Here is a 21,851-nt window from a genome sequence, read left to right on the forward strand (position 1 = left end):
CAAATATAGGACGAATATTTATATCGGGCAAATTTTTTAAATAAATTTTTTTGAAAAAATTATAAATTTCCCGTGATGGATTTTACAATGTCATTTCCGAAAATCAGTAACATCAAGCCTAGCAGGAAGATAACCCCAATCATCTGAGCATTTTCCAACACCTTCTGTGGTACAGGTTTTCCTGTAATCATCTCCCATAAAGTGAATAATACGTGTCCACCGTCTAATCCCGGGATAGGAATCAGGTTTAAAAAAGCCAACCAAACTGAGAACATTGCGGTAAAACTCCAGAATGCAGTCCAGTTAATGGAAATACTACCATCTTTTGCTTTATCTACAGGCATATTCTTCACAATAGCAATCGGTCCGCCTACTTTTTTATATCCCTGAACTTTTTTATTGAATATAAGTTTGAATTGTTTAACCTGATACGTTAAGCTTTCGATACTTCTTGTAAGACCTCTTCCGATAGACTGTCCTAATGTGAAGTGCTGTGTTTTGGCATATTTCTCCAATTGTTTATAAGAAGCAATACCAATCGCTCCTTCCTTTGAAACAGGAATGGTTAATGGCACTACAGCTCCGTTTCTTGAAACTTCTATGGCAAGATTCTTTCCTCCGTTTTTCTCAACAAGGCTTCGGAACTCATCATAATAATTGATTTTCTGACCGTTTACAGAAACAACCTGATCCCCCACTTTTAAACCCGCTGCAATTGTTGTCGGATTAAAAATAGAGTCGATTACAGGGGCGTATCTTGGAGTAAGGAATGCTTTAGGGTTTTCATCCTTGAAAGCAAGTGCTTTTCCGTCATCGTTCGTATTAAAAGTGACTTCCTGGCCATTTCTCAATACCGTAATCTGATCGCTCAAAAGAATATCTAATGATAATTTATCTAAGCTGTTTTGAACTTTCCCGTCTACTTTCAGGATCTTATCTCCATCCTGGAATCCCATCGCCTTTGCAATGTTGGTATAATGCATAGGGGCATCAACCTTTGTTGTGTCAAATGAAGTTTCTCCATTGAAATAAGAAAGGCATCCATAAATAAACCATGCTAAAAAGAAGTTAACCGTAACTCCACCAAGCATGATGATCAGTCTTTGCCAAGCCGGCTTAGATCTGAATTCCCAAGACTGAGCCGGTTTTTTCAATTGCTCGGTATCCATGCTTTCGTCTACCATCCCGGCAATTTTCACATAACCGCCCAAAGGAAGCCAGCCGATACCATATTTTGTCTGTTCAGGATGTTTTCTCCAGTCGTTATCAGGTAATTTGGATATATCTATAGCAACTTCTTTCTTTTCTCCGTTCACTTCAATGGTTTCTGTATCCGGAAGGTTTTTTGAGAAGAGTTTGTACTCCCATTTCCCATTGATTTTTTTCATGGAAAATAATGAGAACCAAGGATCAAAAAACAGGAAGAATTTTTCTGCTCTGGTTTTAAACCATTTGGCGGGTAAAAAATGCCCAAGTTCATGAAGAACTACTAAGATGGAGATGCTTAATATAAATTGAAAGATCTTAATTGCTAATTCCATTAATAAATTTAGATTTTAATTTGCAAAGGTAACAATTATAAAACTATGCCAAATGAAAAAGCTTCCCGAAAAGAGAAGCTTTGTCATATTATAGAATATTTTTATAAATTAAATGAAACTCCAAGACTGCCATTGTTTCCAACTTCCGCAAAAACTCCTATTTTATCATTGAAGAAATAACGGGCGCCAATATGGGCTCCTATTCCAAAATCTTTTCCAAGGACACCTAAGTCAACACCAGGATAAATGTCCCATTTTTCCGGAAGTTGTAAGGCTTCCTGAAGATGGAAGTTTAATCTTCCGAATACAAAAACCCTGTTGTCCTTATCATTATCCTTATAGCCGTCAAAATAAGCATTCAAGCCGGCTCCGATTGATAAAAGTTTGTTCAATCCATAATCATATGTTCCCGTAACACCTGTTCCGTATCCCCATGCATTGAGACCTAACTGAATTTTCTGATCCCCTTTTCCCGTCCATGCCTGTGCACTGGCAGTAGTTCCTAGAAAAACCACCATCAACATAAAAACTAATTTCTTCATAAATTTTAAATTTTTATTGTTACTATCCGAAAATAATGAGAAGCAAAAATGAAACCGAAATCAATTAAAAATCTTATTTTTATAGAGAATTTGAATGCGATTTATGAAAATTACAGGACTTAATCTGGACATTGTCTGGAAAAATAAAACGGAGAACTTTCAACAGATTGAAAAGGAGCTTGAAAATCAGGAAGCGGATATTTTTCTCCTTCCTGAAATGTTTTCAACGGGTTTTTGTATGGATGCTTCCGAAGTTTCAGATAGAAATCATGAGTCTCTGGAGTTTCTGAAAAAAATCTCAAAGGATAAAAATGCCGCTTTCTGTGGAAGTGTTCCTGTGGAACAGACTGGAAAATTTTACAACAGAATGTATTTTGTTCAGCCGGATGGTGAAGTTGCATATTATGATAAAAGACATTTATTCTCTTTTTCCGGGGAAGATCAGGTATATACTCCGGGGAAGGAAAAGGTAATAGTAGATTATAAAGGGATCAGATTTCTGCTGCAGGTTTGCTATGATTTACGTTTTCCGGTATTTGCCAGAAATAACGATGATTATGATGCTATTTTATATGTTGCCAATTGGCCTCAGAAAAGAGTCGGAGCCTGGGAACATCTTTTGAAAGCCCGGGCTATTGAAAATCTATCGTTTGTTTTTGGACTTAATAGAATAGGAACAGATGGTAATGATATTTTCTACCAGGAAAGCTCTCACTGCTTTTTTGCAGACGGAACAGAAATATCCCAAAAGAACGGAAATATTGTTTCAGCAGAGTTCAATATGGAAGAATTAAAAGATTTCAGAAATCACTTCCGGTTTTTAAATGACAGAGATCATTTTTCCATAAAATTATAAATAAAAAGACCTGCGAATTCACAGGTCTTTATTTTATGCATATTGTTTTAAAAGCTGGGTCAAGGTATTCACATCATGTACGCCGCTTTCTTTCCAAAGCAATTCTCCATTTTTGAAAATCGCTAATGTGGGGACTCCACGGACCCCGTATTGTGAGGCCAGGGTGGGATATTGATCAACATCCACCTTAATAATTCTTGCTCCTTCTCCAACATTTTCTTTTACTGTATTTAGAACAGAAGACTGAACTTTGCATGGTTGACACCAGGTTGCAAAAAAGTCTATTAAGACAGGTCTGTCGGAATTAATGATCTCTTGAAATTTTTGTGACATCGCTTTAATTTTTGCTTTAAAACTTTATTTTTGATCAGCAGATTTTTCTTCCTGGATAGCTTTTACATTTTTCCAGGTCGTGCCGTCGTAAACTTCCACTCCGTTTTTCTTTAAAATCTCTAAAGCCTGATCTGCCTGCATCCCTTTATTACAGAAAACAACCACTTTTTTACCCTTTAGAGTTTCAATATGATTTTGAATCTCAGCGAGAGGAATATTGATGGCATTTTTTGCTGTTCCTTCAGCATATTGCTCGGGAATTCTTACGTCTACCAGTGTCACATCGGAACTGTTGACAGCCTCTTTAATATTCCCTTTAGAAACTTCCGTAGTTTTTACTGTCTTACAGGCAGTCAGTACGAAGACCGATGCGAGAACAATTCCGGAGATTTTATTTTTCATTCTACAATGTTTTAGACTGGCAAACGAAATCTGTTGTCGGAAATTTTTCTGTCTTTTTTATCCCGTTGAAGCCACCTTCAATTTCAGTGAAATTTCTGATGCCGTGTGAATTAAGGATGCTTGCGGCGATCATACTTCTGTATCCTCCTGCACAATGTAAAAAGAAATGCTCGGAATCATCAATGGAGCTTACCCAATCACTGATGGTATCCAAAGGTTTGTTATAAGCGTTATCAATATGTTCCGCAGAGTATTCCGTGAGTTTTCTCACGTCTACGACTTTAGCGGTTTCAGTAAATTGTTCGGCAAATTCAGCCGGTGAAATTCTTTTAATTTCATCAATTTCTTTATTCGAATTTTTCCAAGCTTCAAAGCCACCTTGTAAATATCCTAACACATGATCAAATCCTACACGGCTTAATCTTGTGATGACTTCTTCCTCAGTGCCTTCATCGGCTACCAATAATATAGGGTGTTTTACATCTACGATTAAAGTTCCCACCCAGGGTGCGAAATCTCCTTTCAATCCTATATTAATAGAGTTTGGGATAAATCCTTTATGGAATTCAGCTGCACTTCTCGTATCCAGGATCAAAGCTCCCGTTTCTTCGGCATAGGCTTCAAAATCTTCTACCGGAATAGGGGTAAGACCTTTATCCATAACGACATCAAGGCTTTCATATCCTCCTTTATTCATGGCTACGTTCATTCCGAAATACTTGGGCGGAGCAGTAAGCCCGTCAAGTACTTCTCTGATGAAAGACTCTTTGTCCGGCTGATTTAATGCGTAGTTGGTTCTTTTCTGGTTTCCTAAAGTATCTACGGTTTCTTTTTGCATGTTTTTTCCACATGCAGAGCCCGCTCCGTGGGCCGGATAAACAATAATACTGTCATCCAACGGGATAATTTTACTCTGAAGACTGTCATATAAAATACCGGCTAAATCTTCTTGTGTTAAATTAGTTGCTTTTTGAGCAAGATCAGGTCTTCCCACATCGCCCAGGAATAAAGTGTCGCCTGTGAAAATTGCTTTTTCAATACCATTTTCATCAATCAAAAGATAAGTTGTGCTCTCCATGGTATGACCAGGCGTATGCAGTACTTTTATTTTTATCTTTCCGATATTGAAGATTTGATTGTCTTCAGCAATAATGGCTTCAAATTGAGGCTGGGCAGTGGGCCCATACACAATAGGTGCTCCTGTTTTTTGACTTAAATCCAAATGCCCCGAAACAAAATCGGCGTGAAAATGAGTTTCAAAAATATATTTTAAAGTTACATTGTCTTTTTCCAGACGGTCCAGATAGGGCTTTACCTCTCTTAGCGGATCTATAATTGCAGCTTCATTTTCTGATACAATATAATAGGCACCCTGAGCCAGGCAGCCTGTATATATTTGTTCAACTTTCATTGGCTCTATTTTAAAAATTTTAGATAAAGATACAAAGTATTACATGAAATGTAAATTAAATGTTAAATATCACTAATAGTTTCTGTCAATATCGCTATGTTTCATCTTGTGAAATTGACTTATAGACAGGTTGTTATCAAGATAAAAGGAGGTCTTTAAGAAGACTGAATGGATAGACTGTTTTTTATCATGTGTAATATGGTAAATAAATTTTGAACTGATCAGGCTTTTCGCAACTTGTTGGCAGAACTTTCAGATTGGTAGATTTTAGGTAGATTGTTCTAAGCATATTATGTAATATTAATAATTGAACTTACTCAAGATTATTACTTTGATGGCTAAATATTTTGCAAAAAATTTTATATTTATAGGTTAAAAATATCAAATGGCAGATAAAGCACAATTTATTGAAGAACTTAATGCAAGATATACTCCCAAAGGAGAGCATATTATTTTAGGAAAAGGAATGTTGGATGGAGAGGTTGTTTCCGAAGTAAATGTAACGATTCCGTTAAAAACAATCAACCGTCATGGCCTTATTGCCGGAGCTACCGGAACAGGAAAGACAAAAACACTGCAGGTTTTTGCCGAACAACTTTCTCATGCCGGAGTCCCTTCATTGGTTTTAGATATTAAAGGAGATTTTTCCGGGATTGCAGAAGCGGGAGAAATGAATTCCATTATTGAAGAAAGGTATTCAAAAACACAATTGCCTTACAATCCGCAGGCTTTTCCGGTAGAACTGATGAGTATTTCCGGTGGAAAAGGAGTTAAATTAAGGGCAACGGTTACTGAATTCGGGCCTGTTTTATTAAGTAAAATTTTAGAGCTGAATGATACCCAGCAGAGTATCATGTCTATTGTTTTCAAATATTGTGATGATAAAGGACTGCCGTTGATTGATCTTAATGATTTGAAGAAAGTTCTGCAATATGTTACGGACAACCCACAAGGAAAAGCTGAGCTAGCCGCCAATTATGGGTCAATTGCACCTGCTTCCCTGGGAGCTATTTTAAGGTCCATCGTAGCCTTGGAACAACAGGGAGCTGCCGGATTCTTTGGGGAATTAAGCTTTGATGTTCAGGATCTGCTTCAGGCCAGAGATGGCAAAGGGGTTGTAAATATTTTAAGGGTTGCAGACATTCAGAATAAGCCGCAGCTTTTTTCCACATTCATGCTGTCACTTTTTGCCGAGATTTATATGACTTTCCCTGAAGAAGGAGATAGCGGGAAACCAAAACTGGTATTGTTTATCGATGAGGCTCACCTGATCTTTAATGAATCTTCTAAGGCGCTACTTTCACAGATTGAAACAATGGTAAAGCTGATCCGTTCCAAAGGAGTGGGAATTTATTTTATTACTCAAATTCCCGGTGATGTTCCTGAAAATGTACTTTCTCAGCTGGGCTTGAAAATACAGCATGCCTTGAGGGGCTTTACCGCAAAAGATAAAAAAGAAATATCCAAAGCGGTAGAAAATTACCCGACTACAGAATTTTATGATGCTTCCGCTTTAATTCAAAATCTGGGAATCGGAGAAGCTTTTGTAACAGCTTTAGATGAAAAAGGGATTCCAACACCATTGGTTCATACTTATCTGATTTCTCCGGAATCCCGAATGGATGTCCTCAATGATGCCGAAGTTTCAGAATTAACAAGCCAATCTGCTATGGTTGCTAAATATGAGCAAGCAGTGGACAAAGAATCTGCGTATGAAATGTTGGTTAACAGAATGGAGCAGGCTGTTCAGAATTCTGCACCGACACAAAAAACAAAACCGGTAAAAGAAGAGCCCGGAATGTTTGAGCAGGTATTGCAAAGCAAAGCAGGAAGGACTTTTACCAGTACATTAATGAGAGAAGGAGCTAAGGCGATTTTAGGGATGTTCGGATTGGGCGGAAGAAGAAGATAATTTCAAACTAAAACATAATAACCATGAAAAAATTATCATCCTTCTATTTTGTGGGTTTGGCTGTCCTGAATTTAGTGATGGGCTGCATTAACGGAAACTTTAGTTTTTTTGATACAATTTTTTATTATATTAGCATTATTGCCTTTACTGATCAATAGGAAGTGGGTGCATCAGGTTTTCGGAGGGGGTATTTTTTTAATTAGTTCATTTGTTTTTGCAGCAGTTTTTATTTTTCAAGTAAAGCAAAACTATGAACATCTGAATCCTCTTTGGACATATGGCACAGGTTATGTATTTAGCTTGATAATGCTGTTCTTCGGACTTCTTATGACAGATATAATTGATATTAGTTACAAAAAAACGAGTTGCATAATAGAAAATTAGATGTATTCAATAATAGATATAGAAAGTAATGGTGCAGGTTATAGAAAAGAATGCATTATAGATATTGCTATTTACAAATATGATGGGCAGAAAATTGTTGATCAATTTATATCATTGGTCAATCCTGAGAGTGATATCACTCCTTTTGTGCAGAAATTAACCAATATTACGCCGAAAATGGTTAAAACTGCACCTAAATTCCATGAAATTGCCCGTAGAATAATTGAAATCACAGAGAATACCACTTTGGTAGGACACAATATTGATTTTGATTACAGAATGCTGCGTCAATCTTTCAAAAGACTAGGCTATGATTATAAAATCAATACTTTAGATACAATTCCTTTAGCTCAAAAGCTCATTCCGGATGAGGTGAGCTATTCTTTGGGGAAACTGGTTAAGTCCTTGGGAATTCCATTGACCAATCACCATAGGGCGGAAGGAGATGCAAGAGCCACCTTGGAGTTATTCAAGCTTCTGATTTCAAAAGATACTGCGAACGAAATTATCCAGAAACAGCATGAGGAAACCAATGCTAAATCTTATATCAATAAGATCAAAGAGCTGACTCAGGATCTGCCTAATGAGAAAGGGTTTGTTTATTTTCAGGATGAAGCGGGGAAAATTGTTTTTACGGATCACGTTCAGGATATTAACAAGTTTTCCAAAAAGGCTTTCAATTCTAAGTCTAAAAAATGGGAACAGATTCAAAAAAGTACGGAACAGATCAATTTTGAACTCACCGGCACCGATATCATTGCCAAACTTATGCTGAATTCTAAGAATATAAAGAAGAGAGAATCCTTTCCTTTTGGCCTATATTTCAGAAACAGCAAGTATATTGTTGAAAAGAATAAACTGAATAAAACTGAAAAGCCCATCTTAAAATTCAGGTCTTTTACACAGGGATCTAAAGCAATCCAATTTATCAATACACAGGATGACTTAAAGGAAATCAATTCATTCAAGAAAAAAATAGATTTCAAAAAAAGGAATGAGCTTTGGTTGGGACAGGGAAGGAAATTGGGGGAAAAATTATTTTTAATCATTGAAAACGGGAAAGTGAATTCTTACGGATTTTATGAGCTTTTTACACAAATACAGACATTAAGCAAGCTTTCCAAATTAAAAATAGATCTTCCTTTATCATCAACAGATTTAAACAATGAATTGCAATTGGCATTGATTCGTGGTGATTTTGAGACACTGCCATTGCCAAAATAATTATATTTCCCAACTACGTTAAAGTATCCAAAAATATTGGATAGGGATAAGTTAACAAGCCTGATTACTGTTCTTATTGCAATTGATTGAATTGGGAATTGTTTAAATAGTCAAAATAAAAAGCTTTTCAAAATACCATCAAAAGTATATTATTCTGTTAAAACCAAATTAAAAGAATAATCTTCTATGTTATTGATTTTAAATTATAAACAATTTCTCACTACCTTTGCACTTTCTTATTAACAAAAAAGAAGTTTACTTATTAATTATGAATTCAAAAGATTTGTTACAGATTGCCAATGAATATGGCACGCCGGTGTATGTTTACGACGCTGAATCTATTAAAACTCAATACGAGAAACTTACATCTTCTTTTTTAAAACACACGAAGTTCTTTTATGCTGCAAAAGCATTAACCAACATAAACATCTTAAAGTATGTCAAGAGCTTGGGTGCTTCTTTGGATTGTGTATCAATTAATGAAGTTAAACTTGGCCTGAAGGCAGGATTTCCTAAAGAAAAAATATTGTTTACTCCTAATTGTGTTGATCTGGCTGAGATAGAAGAAGCCATGCAGCATGGTGTACATATTAATATTGATAATATCTCTATTCTTGAACAATTTGGGAATAAGTACGGAAATACATACCCTATTTTTGTAAGAATCAATCCGCATATTTTTGCAGGAGGTAACTATAAAATCTCTACGGGGCATATAGACAGTAAATTTGGGATTTCTATTCACCAGCTTCGTCATATTGAAAGAATTATGAAGACCACCAATCTGAATGTTGAAGGCCTTCATATGCATACCGGAAGTGAAATTAAAGATCCGGAAGTTTTTATTCAGGCATTGGATATTATGCTTGAGCTTTCCGAACATTTCCCGAATCTGAAGTATCTTGATATGGGAAGTGGTTTCAAGATTGCTTACCAGGATAGTGAAATGGAAACCGACGTTAAAACGTTAGGGAAAAAAGTGGAAAAAGTGCTTTCCGAATTTGCCAAAACAACCGGAAGGAAATTTGAATTGTGGTTTGAGCCGGGTAAATTCCTGGTAGGAAAAAGCGGGTATCTTTTAGTTAAAGCCAATGTGATCAAACAAACGACGGCCACTGTTTTTGTAGGCGTGAATTCCGGGTTTAACCATTTGATCCGTCCGATGTTCTACGATTCTTATCATGTTATTGAAAACTTATCTAATCCAAAAGGGGCTGAGAGAATTTATACGGTTGTAGGAAACATTTGTGAAACAGATACTTTTGCATGGGATAGGAAACTGAATGAAGTAAGAGAAGGAGATATTTTGGCATTCCACAATGCCGGGGCTTATGGATTTGAAATGAGTTCCAACTTTAACTCGAGATTGAAGCCTGCAGAGGTTTTATTCCTCGATGGAAAAGCTCATTTGATCCGTAAAAGAGATGAGTTTGAAGATCTATTGAAAAATCAGATTGAGGTCTTATAATTAAAATTTTAAAAATCTAATCAAGATAAAAGAAAACTTCACAGATGGCTGTGGAGTTTTTCTTTTTGTAAATTGTAATTTTGCAATGTAATCACAAATAACACACGTATGAAAGCACTAGCATTAATTATAGGACTTTTCATGGCAGGTTTTTCATTTGCCCAGGATCTTGAAGACAGAGATGATTCCTTCATTATGGAAAATAATAAGAATATTTTAAAAATAGATATTAAAGAGCCTTTTATGCAGGTGGGTATAAAAAGCTGTAATGATTTTAAGCCGGCAAGTTTTGAAGGAGGTACAGCTGCATATAAAGAGATTCTTAAAAAATATATGTATACTTATTTAAATTCGGATTTCTATACATTAAACGGAGAATTTACTTTTACCCTTACCATTGATGCTACTGGCAAAGTAGTCGATGTCGAGGGTGATCCAAAAGTTCTGAACAGTGAAATTTTCTTTGACGATATGCAATATGTGGTGCGAAGAATCAAGAAAAACTGGTCACCGGCAATGTGCAACGGACAACCGGTAAAATCTGAAATGAAACTGAAAATGAGCTTTTCTTCGCTTTCTGCGGATATGTAAACTTATGAAAAAATATCTTTTAGGATTGTCCTTACTGCTTATTGGTTTTAAAGGAATTGCTCAGGAATCTCAAAGTCAGACTGAAAATATAACGTCCTCGCAAAATGCAGAATTCCCGGGTGGCGATTCAGCTTTTACACAAGAATTTTTAAAAATGATTCATGCATATATCGATTTGAATAAGTATGCTGTGAATGGGCAATTCGTATTCGTTTTTGATGTGGGAACAGATGGTAAAATAAGTCAGTTAGATGTTTTGCCAAAAGTGAAAAACAGTGAACTGTTTATAGAAGATATGCAGTTTGCCATTAAGAAAGTAAAGAAAAAATGGAAACCGGCTACGAAAAATGGAGCGCCAATAGTTTCTAAAAAAATAATTAAAATTAATTTTACCACAGACCATTTTGATCATGATTAAGAATTTATTTCTGTTAATATTATTTGTCTCATTTAATACACTTCAGGCACAACAAGAGGTTTTAGAAAGATATCCTTATGGACAAAGTCCTTATGAAGGAGGTACAGATGCGTTAATACTTGAAATGATCCAAGTCATTAAAAAAAACGAGTTTTCTCCATGTCCTAGTACTGAGAAATATATGCTGCCTATTCTTGTTAATGCAGATGCATCCATTAATTTTGTTAAGGATCCTGATACGGTAAGTGTTTTCAAGAATAAATGTGCTTTTGAATTCAGTAGAAAACTAATTTCATATCTTAAAAAGTGGAAACCAGCAGTTGAAAATGGTAAGCCCGTTGGTGCCATTGCAGAAATACAAATTGAGCCCTTTTATCTTTATTACTCTAAGGAGAACCCAAAGTTGAATGAATATAAAAAACCGAAATTTAAAAATGGGATGAAGGTTTTTGGAGGCCATGTAAAGAATATCATTGAAAAGAATCTTAGCACTAATGAAGATAAAAAGCTATATCTTTCTTTCGTTGTGAGTGAAAAAGGTGTAGCTGAGAATTTTCAAATTGATGGAAACTATACGGCTGCAGAAAAAGCAAATATGGCCAACGAATTGAAAAAAATAAAAGGAGAATGGGAGCCTGCTACTTTTAATGGAATACCGATGAAATTCAAATTTTATAATGAATTTAACCAGGAATTCAGTTTTGACTATGAGAGATCTAAATATGAAAACGCGGGATGGTAACGAATATAAATTTTATGTGGCATAAGAATTTTCTTACGTTATTATTTTTTGTAATTATATCCTTGTGTAATGCACAAGTTTTAGATAGATATCCTATAGACTCTCAGTTTTACCAGGGAGGAAGAACTAATTTTTATAAAGAGTTTCATCAATTGCTTTTAGATAAAAAAATACCACAGTGCAGCAATAAAAATGAATATCTTAATTTAAAACTTGTTGTATATCCGGATTCTACTATAAAACTTGTAAAACAAGATAGTGCATTAATTACAAAAGCAAAATGCACTTACGATGCTTCAAGAGAGGTGTTAAGATATATGAAAAATTGGATTCCTGCTGAAATTAACGGAGAAAAACATCCGGCTATAGTTACAGTACAAATCTATATGGATGATCTTTATGAAAAATATACAGACTCTTATCTACCGGAGAATTATACAACACAAGCTGAATTTAAAGATGGAATTATGGGTTTTAGAAAAGAAGTTGCCAATGCTATAGATGTGAACAGATTTCAGACGAACTCGGCCGTTATATTTAGTCTCGAAGTAAACTTTGAAATAGACCAAGAAGGGAAAATGCAGAATGTTGAGTTGGCAAGGGAGACTGATAATAAAGATTTTAATAATATGATTTTACAATCAATAAGATCCATAAAAAAGAAGTGGAAACCTGCCATGTTTCATAATATCCCGATTAAATCCCATTTCAGATTACCTTTAAGTTTTAACTTTGAATAACACTGCCATTCTGTCACAATATTTTGTATCTTTGCAAACTAAACTGTTTTAGAATGAGTATCATCTCTTTCTAAAATGTAAGATCTACAAAAGTGCAGGAAAAATATATAGACGAAACAAAACAGGGAGAAGCTTTTGCTATTGCAGAGAAGGAAGGAAATTCCAAGAAACTATTCTTGGAAAGCTATGGCTGTCAGATGAATTTCTCTGATTCCGAAATTGTTGCATCCATCCTTAATGAACAGGGATATAATACTACACTGAAAGCAGAAGAAGCCGACCTCATCCTTTTAAATACATGCTCCATCCGTGAGAAAGCCGAGCAAACGGTGAGAATGCGTCTTTCCCAGTTCAAAAATCTTAAAAAAGAGAAACCAAACATGACGGTTGGCGTTCTCGGATGTATGGCGGAGAGATTGAAAACCAAGTTTTTAGAAGAAGAACAATTGGTGGATCTGGTTGTAGGTCCCGATGCATACAGAGACTTACCTAATCTTTTAAAAGAGACCGAGGACGGAAGAGATGCAATCAATGTTATTCTTTCCAAAGAAGAAACATATGCAGACATCAACCCTGTACGTTTAGGCGGAAACGGAGTTACAGCTTTCGTGACTATTACCAGAGGTTGCGATAATATGTGTACATTCTGTGTGGTACCATTTACAAGAGGTAGGGAAAGAAGCCGTGATCCGCATTCCATTATTCAAGAATGTAAAGATTTGTTCAATAACGGATATAAGGAAATTACCTTATTAGGGCAAAACGTTGATTCTTACCTTTGGTACGGAGGCGGTCCTAAAAAAGATTTCGTAAAAGCTTCTGAGATGCAGAAAGCCACAGCCGTAAATTTTGCTCAGTTATTAGATTTAGTAGCTAAAGCAGTTCCTGAAATGAGAATAAGATTCTCCACATCCAATCCTCAGGATATGAGCCTGGATGTATTCAGAATGATTGCAAAGCATGATAATATCTGCAAATATGTTCACCTTCCTGTTCAGAGCGGGAGCGATCATATGCTGCAGTTGATGAACAGGCAGCATACCCGTCAGGAATACCTTGATTTGATAAGAGAAGCGAAAGCTATTGTTCCGGATATTGCCTTTTCACAGGATATGATCGTGGGCTTCTGCAATGAAACAGAGCAAGATCATCAGGATACGTTAAGTTTAATGAAAGAAGTGGAATATGACTACGGTTATATGTTTGCCTATTCGGAAAGACCAGGAACACCGGCTCATAAAAAACTGGAAGACAATATTCCTGCAGATGTTAAACAAAGACGTTTGGCGGAAGTAATTGCCTTGCAGGGAGAGCTTTCCAGAAAGCGTATGAAATCCTATGTAGGAAGAGTACATCAGATTCTGATCGAAGGAACATCCAAAAAGAATGAAAACCAGTGGAAAGGAAGAAATTCCCAGAATGCAGTTTGCGTATTTGATAAGCTGGAAGGGCAGAAAATTGGTGACATTGTGGACGTTTTTGTTTTCGATAATACACAAGGCACACTTTTAGGGGAAACAGTAGAACATAAATAACCTTTACAGGAATTATAAATTAACAAATTATCAACACCTTTTAATATTAGCTCAGACAATGGAAAAATTTCAGAAATATTGCCTTAGTGTTTTATTGGTGATAATTTGTGGAAATATTTCGGCACAGATCATCAATGGTTCAATAGGACCTAATGAATACAAAAAGCTGTGCGAAATATATACTCAGCTGTTAGACTGTCAAAATTCAGAGAATACACAAGAATCGTGTTCTGCAAAGAAGACGAAGTATTATCATACCATACACCATAAGCAAAATGTAATTGCGGTTATCGGAAAATCAGTATCCGAAAAGCAATTCGGAAAAATTTATCAGGATGCCGGTTTTTGCTTTGGAAATGAAAGGGAGGATGTCGTTCTTGAAAATTTTGAGAGCCGTAATAAAAAGAGTTCTTTAGGAACGTTATATTTTAAGACTAAAGTTTCGAAAATCAGAAACAAGGATTATTTGAATTTATTAGGTTAATAATTAAAAAAATCATTCAAATTTTTAAAATTAACCGGAATTCTACGTCAGCAATAAAGTAGAATTTAATTAAATAATAATCTATCATTTACTTATGAGCAACGAGTTACAAAATATAAAAAACCGTTTCGGAATTATCGGAAATTTTCCAGCTTTAAACCGTGCCCTGGAAAAAGCAATCCAGGTGGCACCAACAGATATTTCCGTGTTGGTTATCGGAGAAAGTGGTGTAGGGAAAGAGTTTATCCCGAAAATTATCCATGCAGAGTCTAAAAGAAAGCATCAGCCTTATATTGTAGTCAACTGTGGCGCTATTCCGGAAGGAACCATTGATTCCGAATTATTCGGACATGAGAAAGGCGCCTTTACCGGAGCTACAGCCACAAGAAAAGGATATTTTGAAGTAGCAGACGGAGGAACGATCTTCCTTGATGAAGTGGGAGAATTACCTTTGCAGACACAGGTCCGCCTGTTAAGAGTATTAGAAAGCGGAGAATTTATGAAGGTGGGTTCTTCGCAGGTACAGAAAACCAATGTGAGAATTGTTGCGGCCACCAACGTAAACATGATGAAGGCCATCCATGACGGAAGATTCCGTGAAGACTTATTCTATCGTCTGAATACAGTTCAGATTGATATGCCGCCTTTAAGGGAAAGAAAGGGAGACATTCATTTGCTGTTCAGGAAATTCGCTATTGATTTTGCAGAGAAATACAGAATGCCGGAACTGGAGCTTGATCCGAGTGCCGTTCATTATATAGAAAATTATACCTTTCCGGGGAATGTCCGTCAGTTGAGAAACCTGGTGGAACAAATGACCGTAGTGGAAAGGAATAGAAATATTACCGTAGAAAAACTGGCGGAATATATCCCGATGGAAACCCATCTTCCAATGGTGGTCAATAACCCGAATACTCCAAAACAAAACGATTTTGCAAGCGAAAGAGAGATTATGTATAAAATCCTCTTTGATATGCGAAGCGATATTAATGATTTAAAATCCTTAACTTCGGAACTGATAAAGAATAGAGGAGCAGCAGATTTAAGTCATCAGGAGAAAAATCTGATCAACAGAATTTATACTCCGGAATCCCAACAGACTGTCAATTCGAATTCATTATTGTATTTTGAAAATAACAATCCGGTTCAGACCCCAACTATTATCTCGAACTCCGAAGATCATTATGAAGATGTGGAAGATATTGAAGTGGAAGAAAACCAGCCGGAATCCTTATCCTTGCAAAACAATGAAAAAGATTTGATTATCAAAGCTTTGGAGAAGCATAAAGGACGCAGGAACAAAGCGGCGGATGAATTGGGCATATCACAAAGAACATTATATAGAAAAATAAAACAATATAACCTCGAAGAGTAAACGTAAACAATGAAAGCTACAGCAAGACCAATTGATTTTAAATTCAATGATTACCTGAACAAAGGATATGAACTTTTGAAAAAAGACTTTGGGAATTTTTTCCTGGCCTTTATTTTTTGTATGGTTTTATCCATTATTCCATTTTGCGGACTTATGGCTGCAGGAAACTTCTATAAGTATTGCAGAAAAGTAAATAATGGCATACCGGCAAATCCTTCGGAGATTTTCAACTTCGATGATTTTTCATCCTATATTATCTATCAGCTAATTATTATTGGAATTGTGTTTGCCATTTATATTCCTATGTTTTTTGTGCTTCCTTTCATGGGACATAATGAAGAGCCATCACCTGTTTTCGGTCTGTTTTTCATGTTTTACGTTTTTTTAATCATGATTGTTATTATCTTTTTAGCATTGAAAGCGTTTTATATTCCGGCACTGATCTCTCTGGGAGGAGTAAAAGACATCAAAACAGCATGGAATATGTCTAAAATAATGACCAAAAACAACCTGTTATCCATCTTTTTATTTAGTATTGTGATAAGCTTTCTTTCTCAACTGGGAATATTGCTTTGCGGAATTGGGATACTTATAACAATGCCATATTTATACACCACTCATTATTTTGCCTTTGAAGATGCTATTCAGCAGATTGAATATGATGAGATTAAAGAAATAGGACATAAAAATGAATATTAAAAACAAGATTATTCTTATAAAACAGCCTTTAGTGGTTGGGATTTTGCTTCTTTGTCTGGGAGTTTTACATTCCTGCTATAGCTTCACCGGATCATCCCTGACCGATGAAAAAACAGTGCAGATCAATGAATTTCCTAATAATGCAGCATATGTAAACCCAACATTATCACAGCAGTTTTCAACGGATATTCAAAACAGGTTCCTGCAAAGAACCACACTGAAAGGAACCAAAGAAAACCCGGATATTCTGATCGAAGGAGAGATTACGGATTATTCCATATCACCTACGACTATCAGTTCCAATACCCAAACTACCAATACGGGGGGAATCATCCAGGATTCACAGAATAAACTTACGATTACGGTAAAAGTTCATTATGAAAATAAGCTTCACCCTGATTCAAGTTTTGACAGAACTTATTCTGATGAGGCGGTTTTTAACAGCAATTTGTCGCAAAGTGATATTGAAGCCTCTCAGGTGAAGATAGTAACAGATAGAATCATTAATAAAATATTTAACGATATTGTAGCGAATTGGTAACATGAATCCAAGAGTTTTAGAATTATTAAAAAACCCGAAAAATATTCAGTCAGAAGACCTCGGACTTCTGAAAGAGGAAATCAGTTCTTTTCCCTACATCCAAAATATCAGGGCGCTGCATTTATATGGAGTCCATCTTTATGACAAAGAAAACTATCAAAAAGAACTTTCTGTTACAGCAGCCTATACAACGGATAAAAAAATTCTGTATCAATTAATTAATGGTAAGGTTCAGCAATCGAAGCCTGAGATCATTGAAAAAAGTAAAGAAGAGACCCTTGTGTCTCCTCAGGAAACGGAGGTTCTTCATCCTGCAGAGCCAATTATTGAAGATAAAATGCCTTCTGGGAAAAGTCAGTTTGAAGAGGCAGCTTGTTTATTGGGCAAACCACAGCCGGAAGTTAAGCATATCTATGTGAATGGGGAAAGAAACAGGATTTTATTCGAAGGAGAAGAAAATTTCCTTGAAGATAAAAACCTGGATACGATCGATCTGGAATCAACATTAGAATCCGGGGTTATCGTTACCCATAAGCAGGAGAAGAAAGAGGATATCAATGAGCAGGAACCTGTGGAGCCTTCAAATGAAGGTACTTCCGATGAACAAACAGGAGAAATAGATACATTCACCCCTGAGATTATTATTGAAGAAGAAACAATTTCCTCAGAAGAAGAAAAACGGGAAATCAGTGATGAAGCAGAATTAAGTTTCCATGAAACAGAATCTTTCCTGCCTGAAGTTACTATTCAGGTGAATACAGAAGAGATAAAGGATAAGCAGGAAGACGTGAATAAACCGGAAGGAGTTGCTGAATTTACTCCTGAAAAGATCATCAATGAAGAAGAAATTACTTCAGAACAAGAAAAAAGCTCAGTTCGTGATGAGGAAGAATTAAGTTTCCACGGATTACAGCCATTCCTGCCCGAAGTTACCATACAGCCTGCTCCTTCAGCAGAAACAATAAAACAAAATGCTCCTCAGTCAGGGATTAATAAATATGAAGAGGAAATGAGACGTTTGATTGAGGAAGTAGAGAAAAAAATGAAGGCTAAAAAAGAAGCCTCTCCTGAAAAAGAAGAAGCGGAGCCTGAAATTCAAAGTCATGATATTAATTTTGCAGAAACCCAAAGTTTTGAGATTGTTTCAGAACAGAAGGAGGAGATAAAAGCGGAAGAAAAAAAATCTGAACAAGTGCAACAGGAAGTAAAGCCGGAAATTCCTCAGAATACGGTTCCTGTGATTAAAGCTGAAAAGTATGAAGCTGAGGTTGAAACAAAAGTAGAAACGAAAGCATCATGGAAGCCCATGAGTTTTGAATCTCATGTTCCGGATTCATTGATCAATACACCTCAACCTGTTCCAATGGCTGAACCGGAAGTTGAAAAAGCTGTTGAATCTCCAAAACAGGAAAAAGTTCTTCCTTCCATAGAAGATCTGCCGGAATTGGTAGAAGACCACTCAGAGAAGTTTGATACGGTCACAGAAGAGCTTAAAGAAGATAAAGAGGCCCCGAAAACTGAAAATGAAGAGAAGAAACAGGAAGAGGCTCCGGTCATGAATGTTTCATTCTTTAGTTCAAACTGGTCCATGAATGAGCCTCAAAGAAAACAGAAAGAGGAAATTACAGAAGAATCTCAAAAAGAATCTAAAGTTTCTGATGTAGATGAAAGCAATGTTCCCGGATTTATCAATACATGGCAAAATTGGTTGAAAATTGACAGGACACAGGAAGAAATCCAAAAGCCGAAAGTTGAAGATAAAATCAAAGTCATTGATTCCTTCATTGAGAACAATCCGAAAATCACCCAACTCAAAGAAGAAAGCAATTTTGTTATAAAAGAAAAAGGGGATGATATTTCCCACTTAATGACGGAAACACTGGCCAAGCTGTATTTTGAACAAAAACTGTATACCAAAGCGATTAATGCATTTCAGATACTCGCAAACAAGCACCCTGAAAAGAAAGAGTATTTCGAATCAAAAATTCAGGAAATAAAAGATATACGTGGGAAAAATTAATTGTCATTCACTGCGTCTAAAATAAAATCCCGGCCATGAATGGCCGGGATTTTTTATGTATGATCAATAACATCTTTGCTACTCCGCAGTTTTCGCCACGCTTTTCGTCCGACGAAAATAACTACTATTACCAAAACAACTGCAAAGATCGCTGCTATTACCGGAGCGGCCATTGCCAGAACAGACATAATTCCTGCTCCTGCAGTTTCTGTAGTAGCTACTACGGAATTTCCGAGTCCGCCAGTAGTGGCTGTAGAAGCGGCCCTTGTTCCTGCAAACCCCGAGCTGATCGCTGCAGCAGTTCCTCCACCCGCAATCAAAGCTAGAGCCCATTGAGGAAAAGTACCCAGATCGGCAAACTGACTTGCAAATAAAACAGAACCGGCAACGGTAGCCAGCGGAACAGAAAGGGTATCAAGCAAATGGTCGATATAAGGAATGTAATAGGCTAAAACCTCAACGATAGTTGCGATTCCTGTAGTAATAAGCGTAGGAAGCCCGGAAAGCCATTGAAAATGCTCATTCATCGGGATCCAGCCCATATAGGAAGCTAAACTTACGGCAAACATAGGGAGGAATACCCTGAAACCGGAGGCGGCAGCCAGACCGATTCCAATAAAAGCACTGATTACGTAAGGCACATAGGGAACATTATCTAACATTTTAATTTCAGTATTTGTTTTCCCTAAAGTTACAAAAAGTATGCAAGATTTATAATATTTGTTAAAATCCAATCAATAATCATCCATAGACTTCACAAATTTGTACATATAATTACACCTATTTAATCAAAAAAATCTGCGAACCTGCTCAATCAGCGAGAGAAAAAATATTAAATTTTCTTTTGAGCCTGACACAACTTTATAAACTGAGCCTCCACATCCTGAAACTTCTCAGGCATTTCGGAAGAAACCCAAAACATCATCGCAATAGTTTTCTCTCCAAAAGCTTCTTTAAATACATCTTTATGTAAACGATAGCATTCTCTCAAAAGTCTTTTGATACGATTCCTGTGAACCGCTCTTTTGAAATATCTTTTAGAAACAGAAACCCCGAATTTTATGCCTTCAACAGGATGATTAGGCTTATCCTTAAGAATAATGATCCTCAGATTTCCACAGGTCCTCCATTTACCTTTTTCGAAAAGCAAAGTAATTTCGCTGTTTTTTTTGAGTTTTTCTTCTCTGGGATATTTGAAGTTCTGCATCAGTCTTTTTTCACTAAAAAATTAATTACTTCTGCCGCTGCATAAAGACCAAAAACAGCAGGAATAAAGCTTATAGTTCCATAGAACGATTTTTTGAAATTACTTCCGTCAGTCATCTTTAAACTCTCCTCTTTCTGAATCTCATTCGAGAAAACACATCGGAAGCCTTTGTGGATTTTTTCTTTTTTAAGTCTTTTTCTCACCTGTTTGGCAAGGAAGCAGTTATGAGTTTTGCTGATATCTCTCACCATCACTTTGCTTGGATCGGTTTTTCCGCCGGCTCCCATAGAACTGATGATTTTGATCTTTCTTTTTCTTGCGGCCTTAATCAGGCATAATTTAGGAGTCACACTGTCAATACAGTCCAGAATATAATCAAACTTTCCTGAATCCAGCACTTCATCCATTCTTTCAGGATTTAGAAATTCGTTGATTTTGATGAGATTAAGTTCAGGGTTAATATCTAAAAGCCTGTCTGCAACCACTTCCACTTTATGTTTTCCAACAGTAGAATGTAATGCAGGAAGCTGTCTGTTGATATTGGTAATGTCTACCGTGTCACCATCTACAATCGTCATATTTCCTACTCCGGCTCTGGCTAAAAACTCAGCTGCAAAAGAACCTACTCCGCCTAAACCTATAACCAGAATATTAGCTTTACTTAATTTTTCAATTCCATCTTCCTTTATAAGAAGTTCCGTTCTTTCCAGCCAGTACTTATCCATTTTTTATCGTCTCTAAATTTTCTATAATCTGCTCATTGAGCCTTTCCAAAGAAATTCCTTTGATTTCCGAAACCTTTTGGTACAATTCTCTGATGACAAAATCATCATTATCAGTCTCTAAAAAGATCTTATCTAAAGGAACTGTTTTTAAAATTTCCTGCAAAGATAAATTATACAAAACAGCTTTTCCAAAACTCAAATAAAAATTATTTTTCAGCAGGTCTTCTGCGATACTCTGTTTTTTATTAAATCCATGAATAATCATTGCCTGTTCCGCTTTTTTCCTGAATGAGATCACCTCATAAAACTTTCTTACACAATGAATGATCAATGGTTTTCTGAGTTCATTGGAAATCTTGATCTGTCTTAAAAAAACATCTTCCTGAATACGTTGATCTATTGTAACAAAAGAATCCAGCCCGCACTCTCCAATGGCAAAACAGCTTTCCGAAATATGGGATCGGAGCCATTGAAACTGGTTTTCAACGGCATTGATCTTAATATCTTTAGGATGAATCCCGATTGAATACAGATGTCCGTGGGGAATCTCTCCGATATTCACATTGTAAACGCCGAAAGATATATTTTTTTTATGATGGTGAAAATCAAAAAAATCCATCATCAAAAATACTCATAATTTGAGTTAGCGTAAAATTCTTAAACAAACGTTTATAATTATGTTAAAAATTTCTTAACTTTAC

23 protein-coding genes are annotated in these 21,851 nt (G+C 36.1%); 14 read left to right on the plus strand and 9 right to left on the minus strand.

Translation table 11 applies throughout. From position 1 onward, the window contains the following. Positions 1–59: 59 nt before the first annotated feature. Entirely contained in the window at positions 60–1,541 is a 1,482-nt protein-coding gene (rseP, locus tag BCF58_RS15495) for an RIP metalloprotease RseP (protein WP_121462704.1), read from the minus strand. Positions 1,542–1,642: 101 nt separating this feature from the next. Continuing rightward, positions 1,643–2,083, minus strand: coding sequence for a DUF6646 family protein (locus tag BCF58_RS15500; protein WP_121462705.1), 441 nt, complete (start codon positions 2,081–2,083; stop codon positions 1,643–1,645). 103 nt (positions 2,084–2,186) lie between these two features. Here BCF58_RS15500 and BCF58_RS15505 point away from each other — a divergent pair, with 103 nt between their 5' ends. Beyond that, positions 2,187–2,939 carry a nitrilase-related carbon-nitrogen hydrolase gene (locus tag BCF58_RS15505; protein ID WP_121462706.1) on the plus strand — a complete coding sequence of 251 codons (753 nt, stop codon included), beginning with the start codon at positions 2,187–2,189 and terminating at the stop codon, positions 2,937–2,939. 33 nt (positions 2,940–2,972) lie between these two features. On the opposite strand, the gene BCF58_RS15510 is transcribed toward BCF58_RS15505, so the two are convergent. Genes BCF58_RS15510 through BCF58_RS15520 form a run of 3 tightly spaced genes read right to left on the minus strand, consistent with a single transcriptional unit; the run spans position 2,973 to position 5,085 of the window. Beyond that, entirely contained in the window at positions 2,973–3,272 is a 300-nt protein-coding gene (locus BCF58_RS15510) for a thioredoxin family protein (protein ID WP_121462707.1), read from the minus strand. 24 nt (positions 3,273–3,296) lie between these two features. Beyond that, the gene (locus BCF58_RS15515) at positions 3,297–3,674 is read right to left on the minus strand and encodes a rhodanese-like domain-containing protein (protein ID WP_121462708.1); all 378 of its coding nucleotides are present in this window, start codon (positions 3,672–3,674) and stop codon (positions 3,297–3,299) included. Between the two features lies 1 nt (position 3,675). Continuing rightward, the gene (locus BCF58_RS15520) at positions 3,676–5,085 is read right to left on the minus strand and encodes an MBL fold metallo-hydrolase (protein ID WP_121462709.1); all 1,410 of its coding nucleotides are present in this window, start codon (positions 5,083–5,085) and stop codon (positions 3,676–3,678) included. Between the two features lie 385 nt (positions 5,086–5,470). Between BCF58_RS15520 and BCF58_RS15525 the strand changes: the two genes are divergently transcribed. The 13 genes from BCF58_RS15525 (at position 5,471) to BCF58_RS15590 (ending at position 19,218) form a co-directional block, all read left to right on the plus strand. Next, a complete protein-coding gene (locus BCF58_RS15525; protein ID WP_121462710.1) occupies positions 5,471–6,997 on the plus strand; it encodes a helicase HerA-like domain-containing protein in 1,527 nt (508 codons plus the stop codon). A gap of 384 nt (positions 6,998–7,381) precedes the next feature. Beyond that, the gene (locus tag BCF58_RS15535) at positions 7,382–8,605 is read left to right on the plus strand and encodes a 3'-5' exonuclease (RefSeq protein WP_121462712.1); all 1,224 of its coding nucleotides are present in this window, start codon (positions 7,382–7,384) and stop codon (positions 8,603–8,605) included. A gap of 268 nt (positions 8,606–8,873) precedes the next feature. After that, on the plus strand, positions 8,874–10,073 hold the full coding sequence (gene lysA / locus BCF58_RS15540) for a diaminopimelate decarboxylase (RefSeq protein ID WP_185144848.1): 1,200 nt from the start codon (positions 8,874–8,876) through the stop codon (positions 10,071–10,073). Between the two features lie 108 nt (positions 10,074–10,181). Continuing rightward, positions 10,182–10,664, plus strand: coding sequence for an energy transducer TonB (locus BCF58_RS15545; RefSeq protein ID WP_121462713.1), 483 nt, complete (start codon positions 10,182–10,184; stop codon positions 10,662–10,664). Positions 10,665–10,668: 4 nt separating this feature from the next. Next, complete coding sequence (locus tag BCF58_RS15550) at positions 10,669–11,082, plus strand: hypothetical protein (RefSeq protein WP_121462714.1); 414 nt, start codon at positions 10,669–10,671, stop codon at positions 11,080–11,082. Continuing rightward, the gene (locus BCF58_RS15555) at positions 11,075–11,824 is read left to right on the plus strand and encodes a hypothetical protein (RefSeq protein ID WP_121462715.1); all 750 of its coding nucleotides are present in this window, start codon (positions 11,075–11,077) and stop codon (positions 11,822–11,824) included. Before BCF58_RS15550 ends, BCF58_RS15555 begins: the two co-directional genes overlap by 8 nt. Then, positions 11,818–12,564: an energy transducer TonB gene (locus BCF58_RS15560; protein ID WP_121462716.1), complete on the plus strand. Its 747-nt coding sequence runs from the start codon at positions 11,818–11,820 to the stop codon at positions 12,562–12,564. Before BCF58_RS15555 ends, BCF58_RS15560 begins: the two co-directional genes overlap by 7 nt. Positions 12,565–12,656: 92 nt before the next feature. Further along, positions 12,657–14,099, plus strand: a complete 1,443-nt coding sequence (gene miaB, locus BCF58_RS15565; protein ID WP_121462717.1) for a tRNA (N6-isopentenyl adenosine(37)-C2)-methylthiotransferase MiaB — start codon at positions 12,657–12,659, stop codon at positions 14,097–14,099. A 58-nt stretch (positions 14,100–14,157) separates the two neighbouring features. Beyond that, entirely contained in the window at positions 14,158–14,583 is a 426-nt protein-coding gene (locus tag BCF58_RS15570; protein ID WP_121462718.1) for a hypothetical protein, read from the plus strand. Positions 14,584–14,677: 94 nt separating this feature from the next. Then, the gene (locus BCF58_RS15575) at positions 14,678–15,958 is read left to right on the plus strand and encodes a sigma-54 interaction domain-containing protein (protein WP_121462719.1); all 1,281 of its coding nucleotides are present in this window, start codon (positions 14,678–14,680) and stop codon (positions 15,956–15,958) included. A gap of 9 nt (positions 15,959–15,967) precedes the next feature. Continuing rightward, positions 15,968–16,657 (plus strand): hypothetical protein, encoded by a 690-nt coding sequence (locus tag BCF58_RS15580; protein WP_121462720.1) that lies wholly within the window; start codon positions 15,968–15,970, stop codon positions 16,655–16,657. Further along, on the plus strand, positions 16,647–17,198 hold the full coding sequence (locus BCF58_RS15585; protein WP_121462721.1) for an LptE family protein: 552 nt from the start codon (positions 16,647–16,649) through the stop codon (positions 17,196–17,198). Before BCF58_RS15580 ends, BCF58_RS15585 begins: the two co-directional genes overlap by 11 nt. A 1-nt stretch (position 17,199) precedes the next feature. Further along, positions 17,200–19,218: a hypothetical protein gene (locus BCF58_RS15590; protein WP_121462722.1), complete on the plus strand. Its 2,019-nt coding sequence runs from the start codon at positions 17,200–17,202 to the stop codon at positions 19,216–19,218. A gap of 53 nt (positions 19,219–19,271) precedes the next feature. On the opposite strand, the gene BCF58_RS15595 is transcribed toward BCF58_RS15590, so the two are convergent. The 4 genes from BCF58_RS15595 to BCF58_RS15610 all read right to left on the minus strand — a co-directional run bounded on the left by BCF58_RS15595 (position 19,272) and on the right by BCF58_RS15610 (position 21,772). Then, a complete protein-coding gene (locus BCF58_RS15595) occupies positions 19,272–19,880 on the minus strand; it encodes a DUF4126 domain-containing protein (protein ID WP_121462723.1) in 609 nt (202 codons plus the stop codon). Between the two features lie 170 nt (positions 19,881–20,050). Beyond that, positions 20,051–20,425, minus strand: a complete 375-nt coding sequence (gene rnpA, locus BCF58_RS15600) for a ribonuclease P protein component (protein ID WP_121462724.1) — start codon at positions 20,423–20,425, stop codon at positions 20,051–20,053. After that, positions 20,425–21,150, minus strand: a complete 726-nt coding sequence (locus BCF58_RS15605; protein ID WP_121462725.1) for a tRNA threonylcarbamoyladenosine dehydratase — start codon at positions 21,148–21,150, stop codon at positions 20,425–20,427. The genes rnpA and BCF58_RS15605 overlap by 1 nt, the downstream gene beginning before the upstream one ends. Continuing rightward, positions 21,143–21,772, minus strand: a complete 630-nt coding sequence (locus BCF58_RS15610) for a TatD family hydrolase (RefSeq protein ID WP_228434821.1) — start codon at positions 21,770–21,772, stop codon at positions 21,143–21,145. The genes BCF58_RS15605 and BCF58_RS15610 overlap by 8 nt, the downstream gene beginning before the upstream one ends. Positions 21,773–21,851: the final 79 nt, after the last annotated feature.

The organism is Chryseobacterium defluvii, from assembly GCF_003634775.1.
GTDB lineage: Bacteria > Bacteroidota > Bacteroidia > Flavobacteriales > Weeksellaceae > Chryseobacterium > Chryseobacterium defluvii.

Excerpts from the sequence above, each read along its gene's own strand:
- BCF58_RS15575 (WP_121462719.1), top strand. The coding sequence starts at position 14,678 with ATGAGCAACGAGTTACAAAATATAAAAAACCGTTTCGGAATTATCGGA.
- BCF58_RS15515 (WP_121462708.1), bottom strand. The coding sequence starts at position 3,674 with ATGAAAAATAAAATCTCCGGAATTGTTCTCGCATCGGTCTTCGTACTG.
- BCF58_RS15555 (WP_121462715.1), top strand. The coding sequence starts at position 11,075 with ATGATTAAGAATTTATTTCTGTTAATATTATTTGTCTCATTTAATACA.
- rseP (WP_121462704.1), bottom strand. The coding sequence starts at position 1,541 with ATGGAATTAGCAATTAAGATCTTTCAATTTATATTAAGCATCTCCATC.
- BCF58_RS15535 (WP_121462712.1), top strand. The coding sequence starts at position 7,382 with ATGTATTCAATAATAGATATAGAAAGTAATGGTGCAGGTTATAGAAAA.
- lysA (WP_185144848.1), top strand. The coding sequence starts at position 8,874 with ATGAATTCAAAAGATTTGTTACAGATTGCCAATGAATATGGCACGCCG.
- BCF58_RS15525 (WP_121462710.1), top strand. The coding sequence starts at position 5,471 with ATGGCAGATAAAGCACAATTTATTGAAGAACTTAATGCAAGATATACT.
- rnpA (WP_121462724.1), bottom strand. The coding sequence starts at position 20,425 with ATGCAGAACTTCAAATATCCCAGAGAAGAAAAACTCAAAAAAAACAGC.
- BCF58_RS15580 (WP_121462720.1), top strand. The coding sequence starts at position 15,968 with ATGAAAGCTACAGCAAGACCAATTGATTTTAAATTCAATGATTACCTG.
- BCF58_RS15590 (WP_121462722.1), top strand. The coding sequence starts at position 17,200 with ATGAATCCAAGAGTTTTAGAATTATTAAAAAACCCGAAAAATATTCAG.
- BCF58_RS15500 (WP_121462705.1), bottom strand. The coding sequence starts at position 2,083 with ATGAAGAAATTAGTTTTTATGTTGATGGTGGTTTTTCTAGGAACTACT.
- BCF58_RS15545 (WP_121462713.1), top strand. The coding sequence starts at position 10,182 with ATGAAAGCACTAGCATTAATTATAGGACTTTTCATGGCAGGTTTTTCA.
- BCF58_RS15605 (WP_121462725.1), bottom strand. The coding sequence starts at position 21,150 with ATGGATAAGTACTGGCTGGAAAGAACGGAACTTCTTATAAAGGAAGAT.
- BCF58_RS15505 (WP_121462706.1), top strand. The coding sequence starts at position 2,187 with ATGAAAATTACAGGACTTAATCTGGACATTGTCTGGAAAAATAAAACG.
- BCF58_RS15585 (WP_121462721.1), top strand. The coding sequence starts at position 16,647 with ATGAATATTAAAAACAAGATTATTCTTATAAAACAGCCTTTAGTGGTT.
- BCF58_RS15550 (WP_121462714.1), top strand. The coding sequence starts at position 10,669 with ATGAAAAAATATCTTTTAGGATTGTCCTTACTGCTTATTGGTTTTAAA.
- BCF58_RS15610 (WP_228434821.1), bottom strand. The coding sequence starts at position 21,772 with ATGATGGATTTTTTTGATTTTCACCATCATAAAAAAAATATATCTTTC.
- BCF58_RS15595 (WP_121462723.1), bottom strand. The coding sequence starts at position 19,880 with ATGTTAGATAATGTTCCCTATGTGCCTTACGTAATCAGTGCTTTTATT.
- BCF58_RS15570 (WP_121462718.1), top strand. The coding sequence starts at position 14,158 with ATGGAAAAATTTCAGAAATATTGCCTTAGTGTTTTATTGGTGATAATT.
- BCF58_RS15510 (WP_121462707.1), bottom strand. The coding sequence starts at position 3,272 with ATGTCACAAAAATTTCAAGAGATCATTAATTCCGACAGACCTGTCTTA.
- BCF58_RS15520 (WP_121462709.1), bottom strand. The coding sequence starts at position 5,085 with ATGAAAGTTGAACAAATATATACAGGCTGCCTGGCTCAGGGTGCCTAT.
- BCF58_RS15560 (WP_121462716.1), top strand. The coding sequence starts at position 11,818 with ATGGTAACGAATATAAATTTTATGTGGCATAAGAATTTTCTTACGTTA.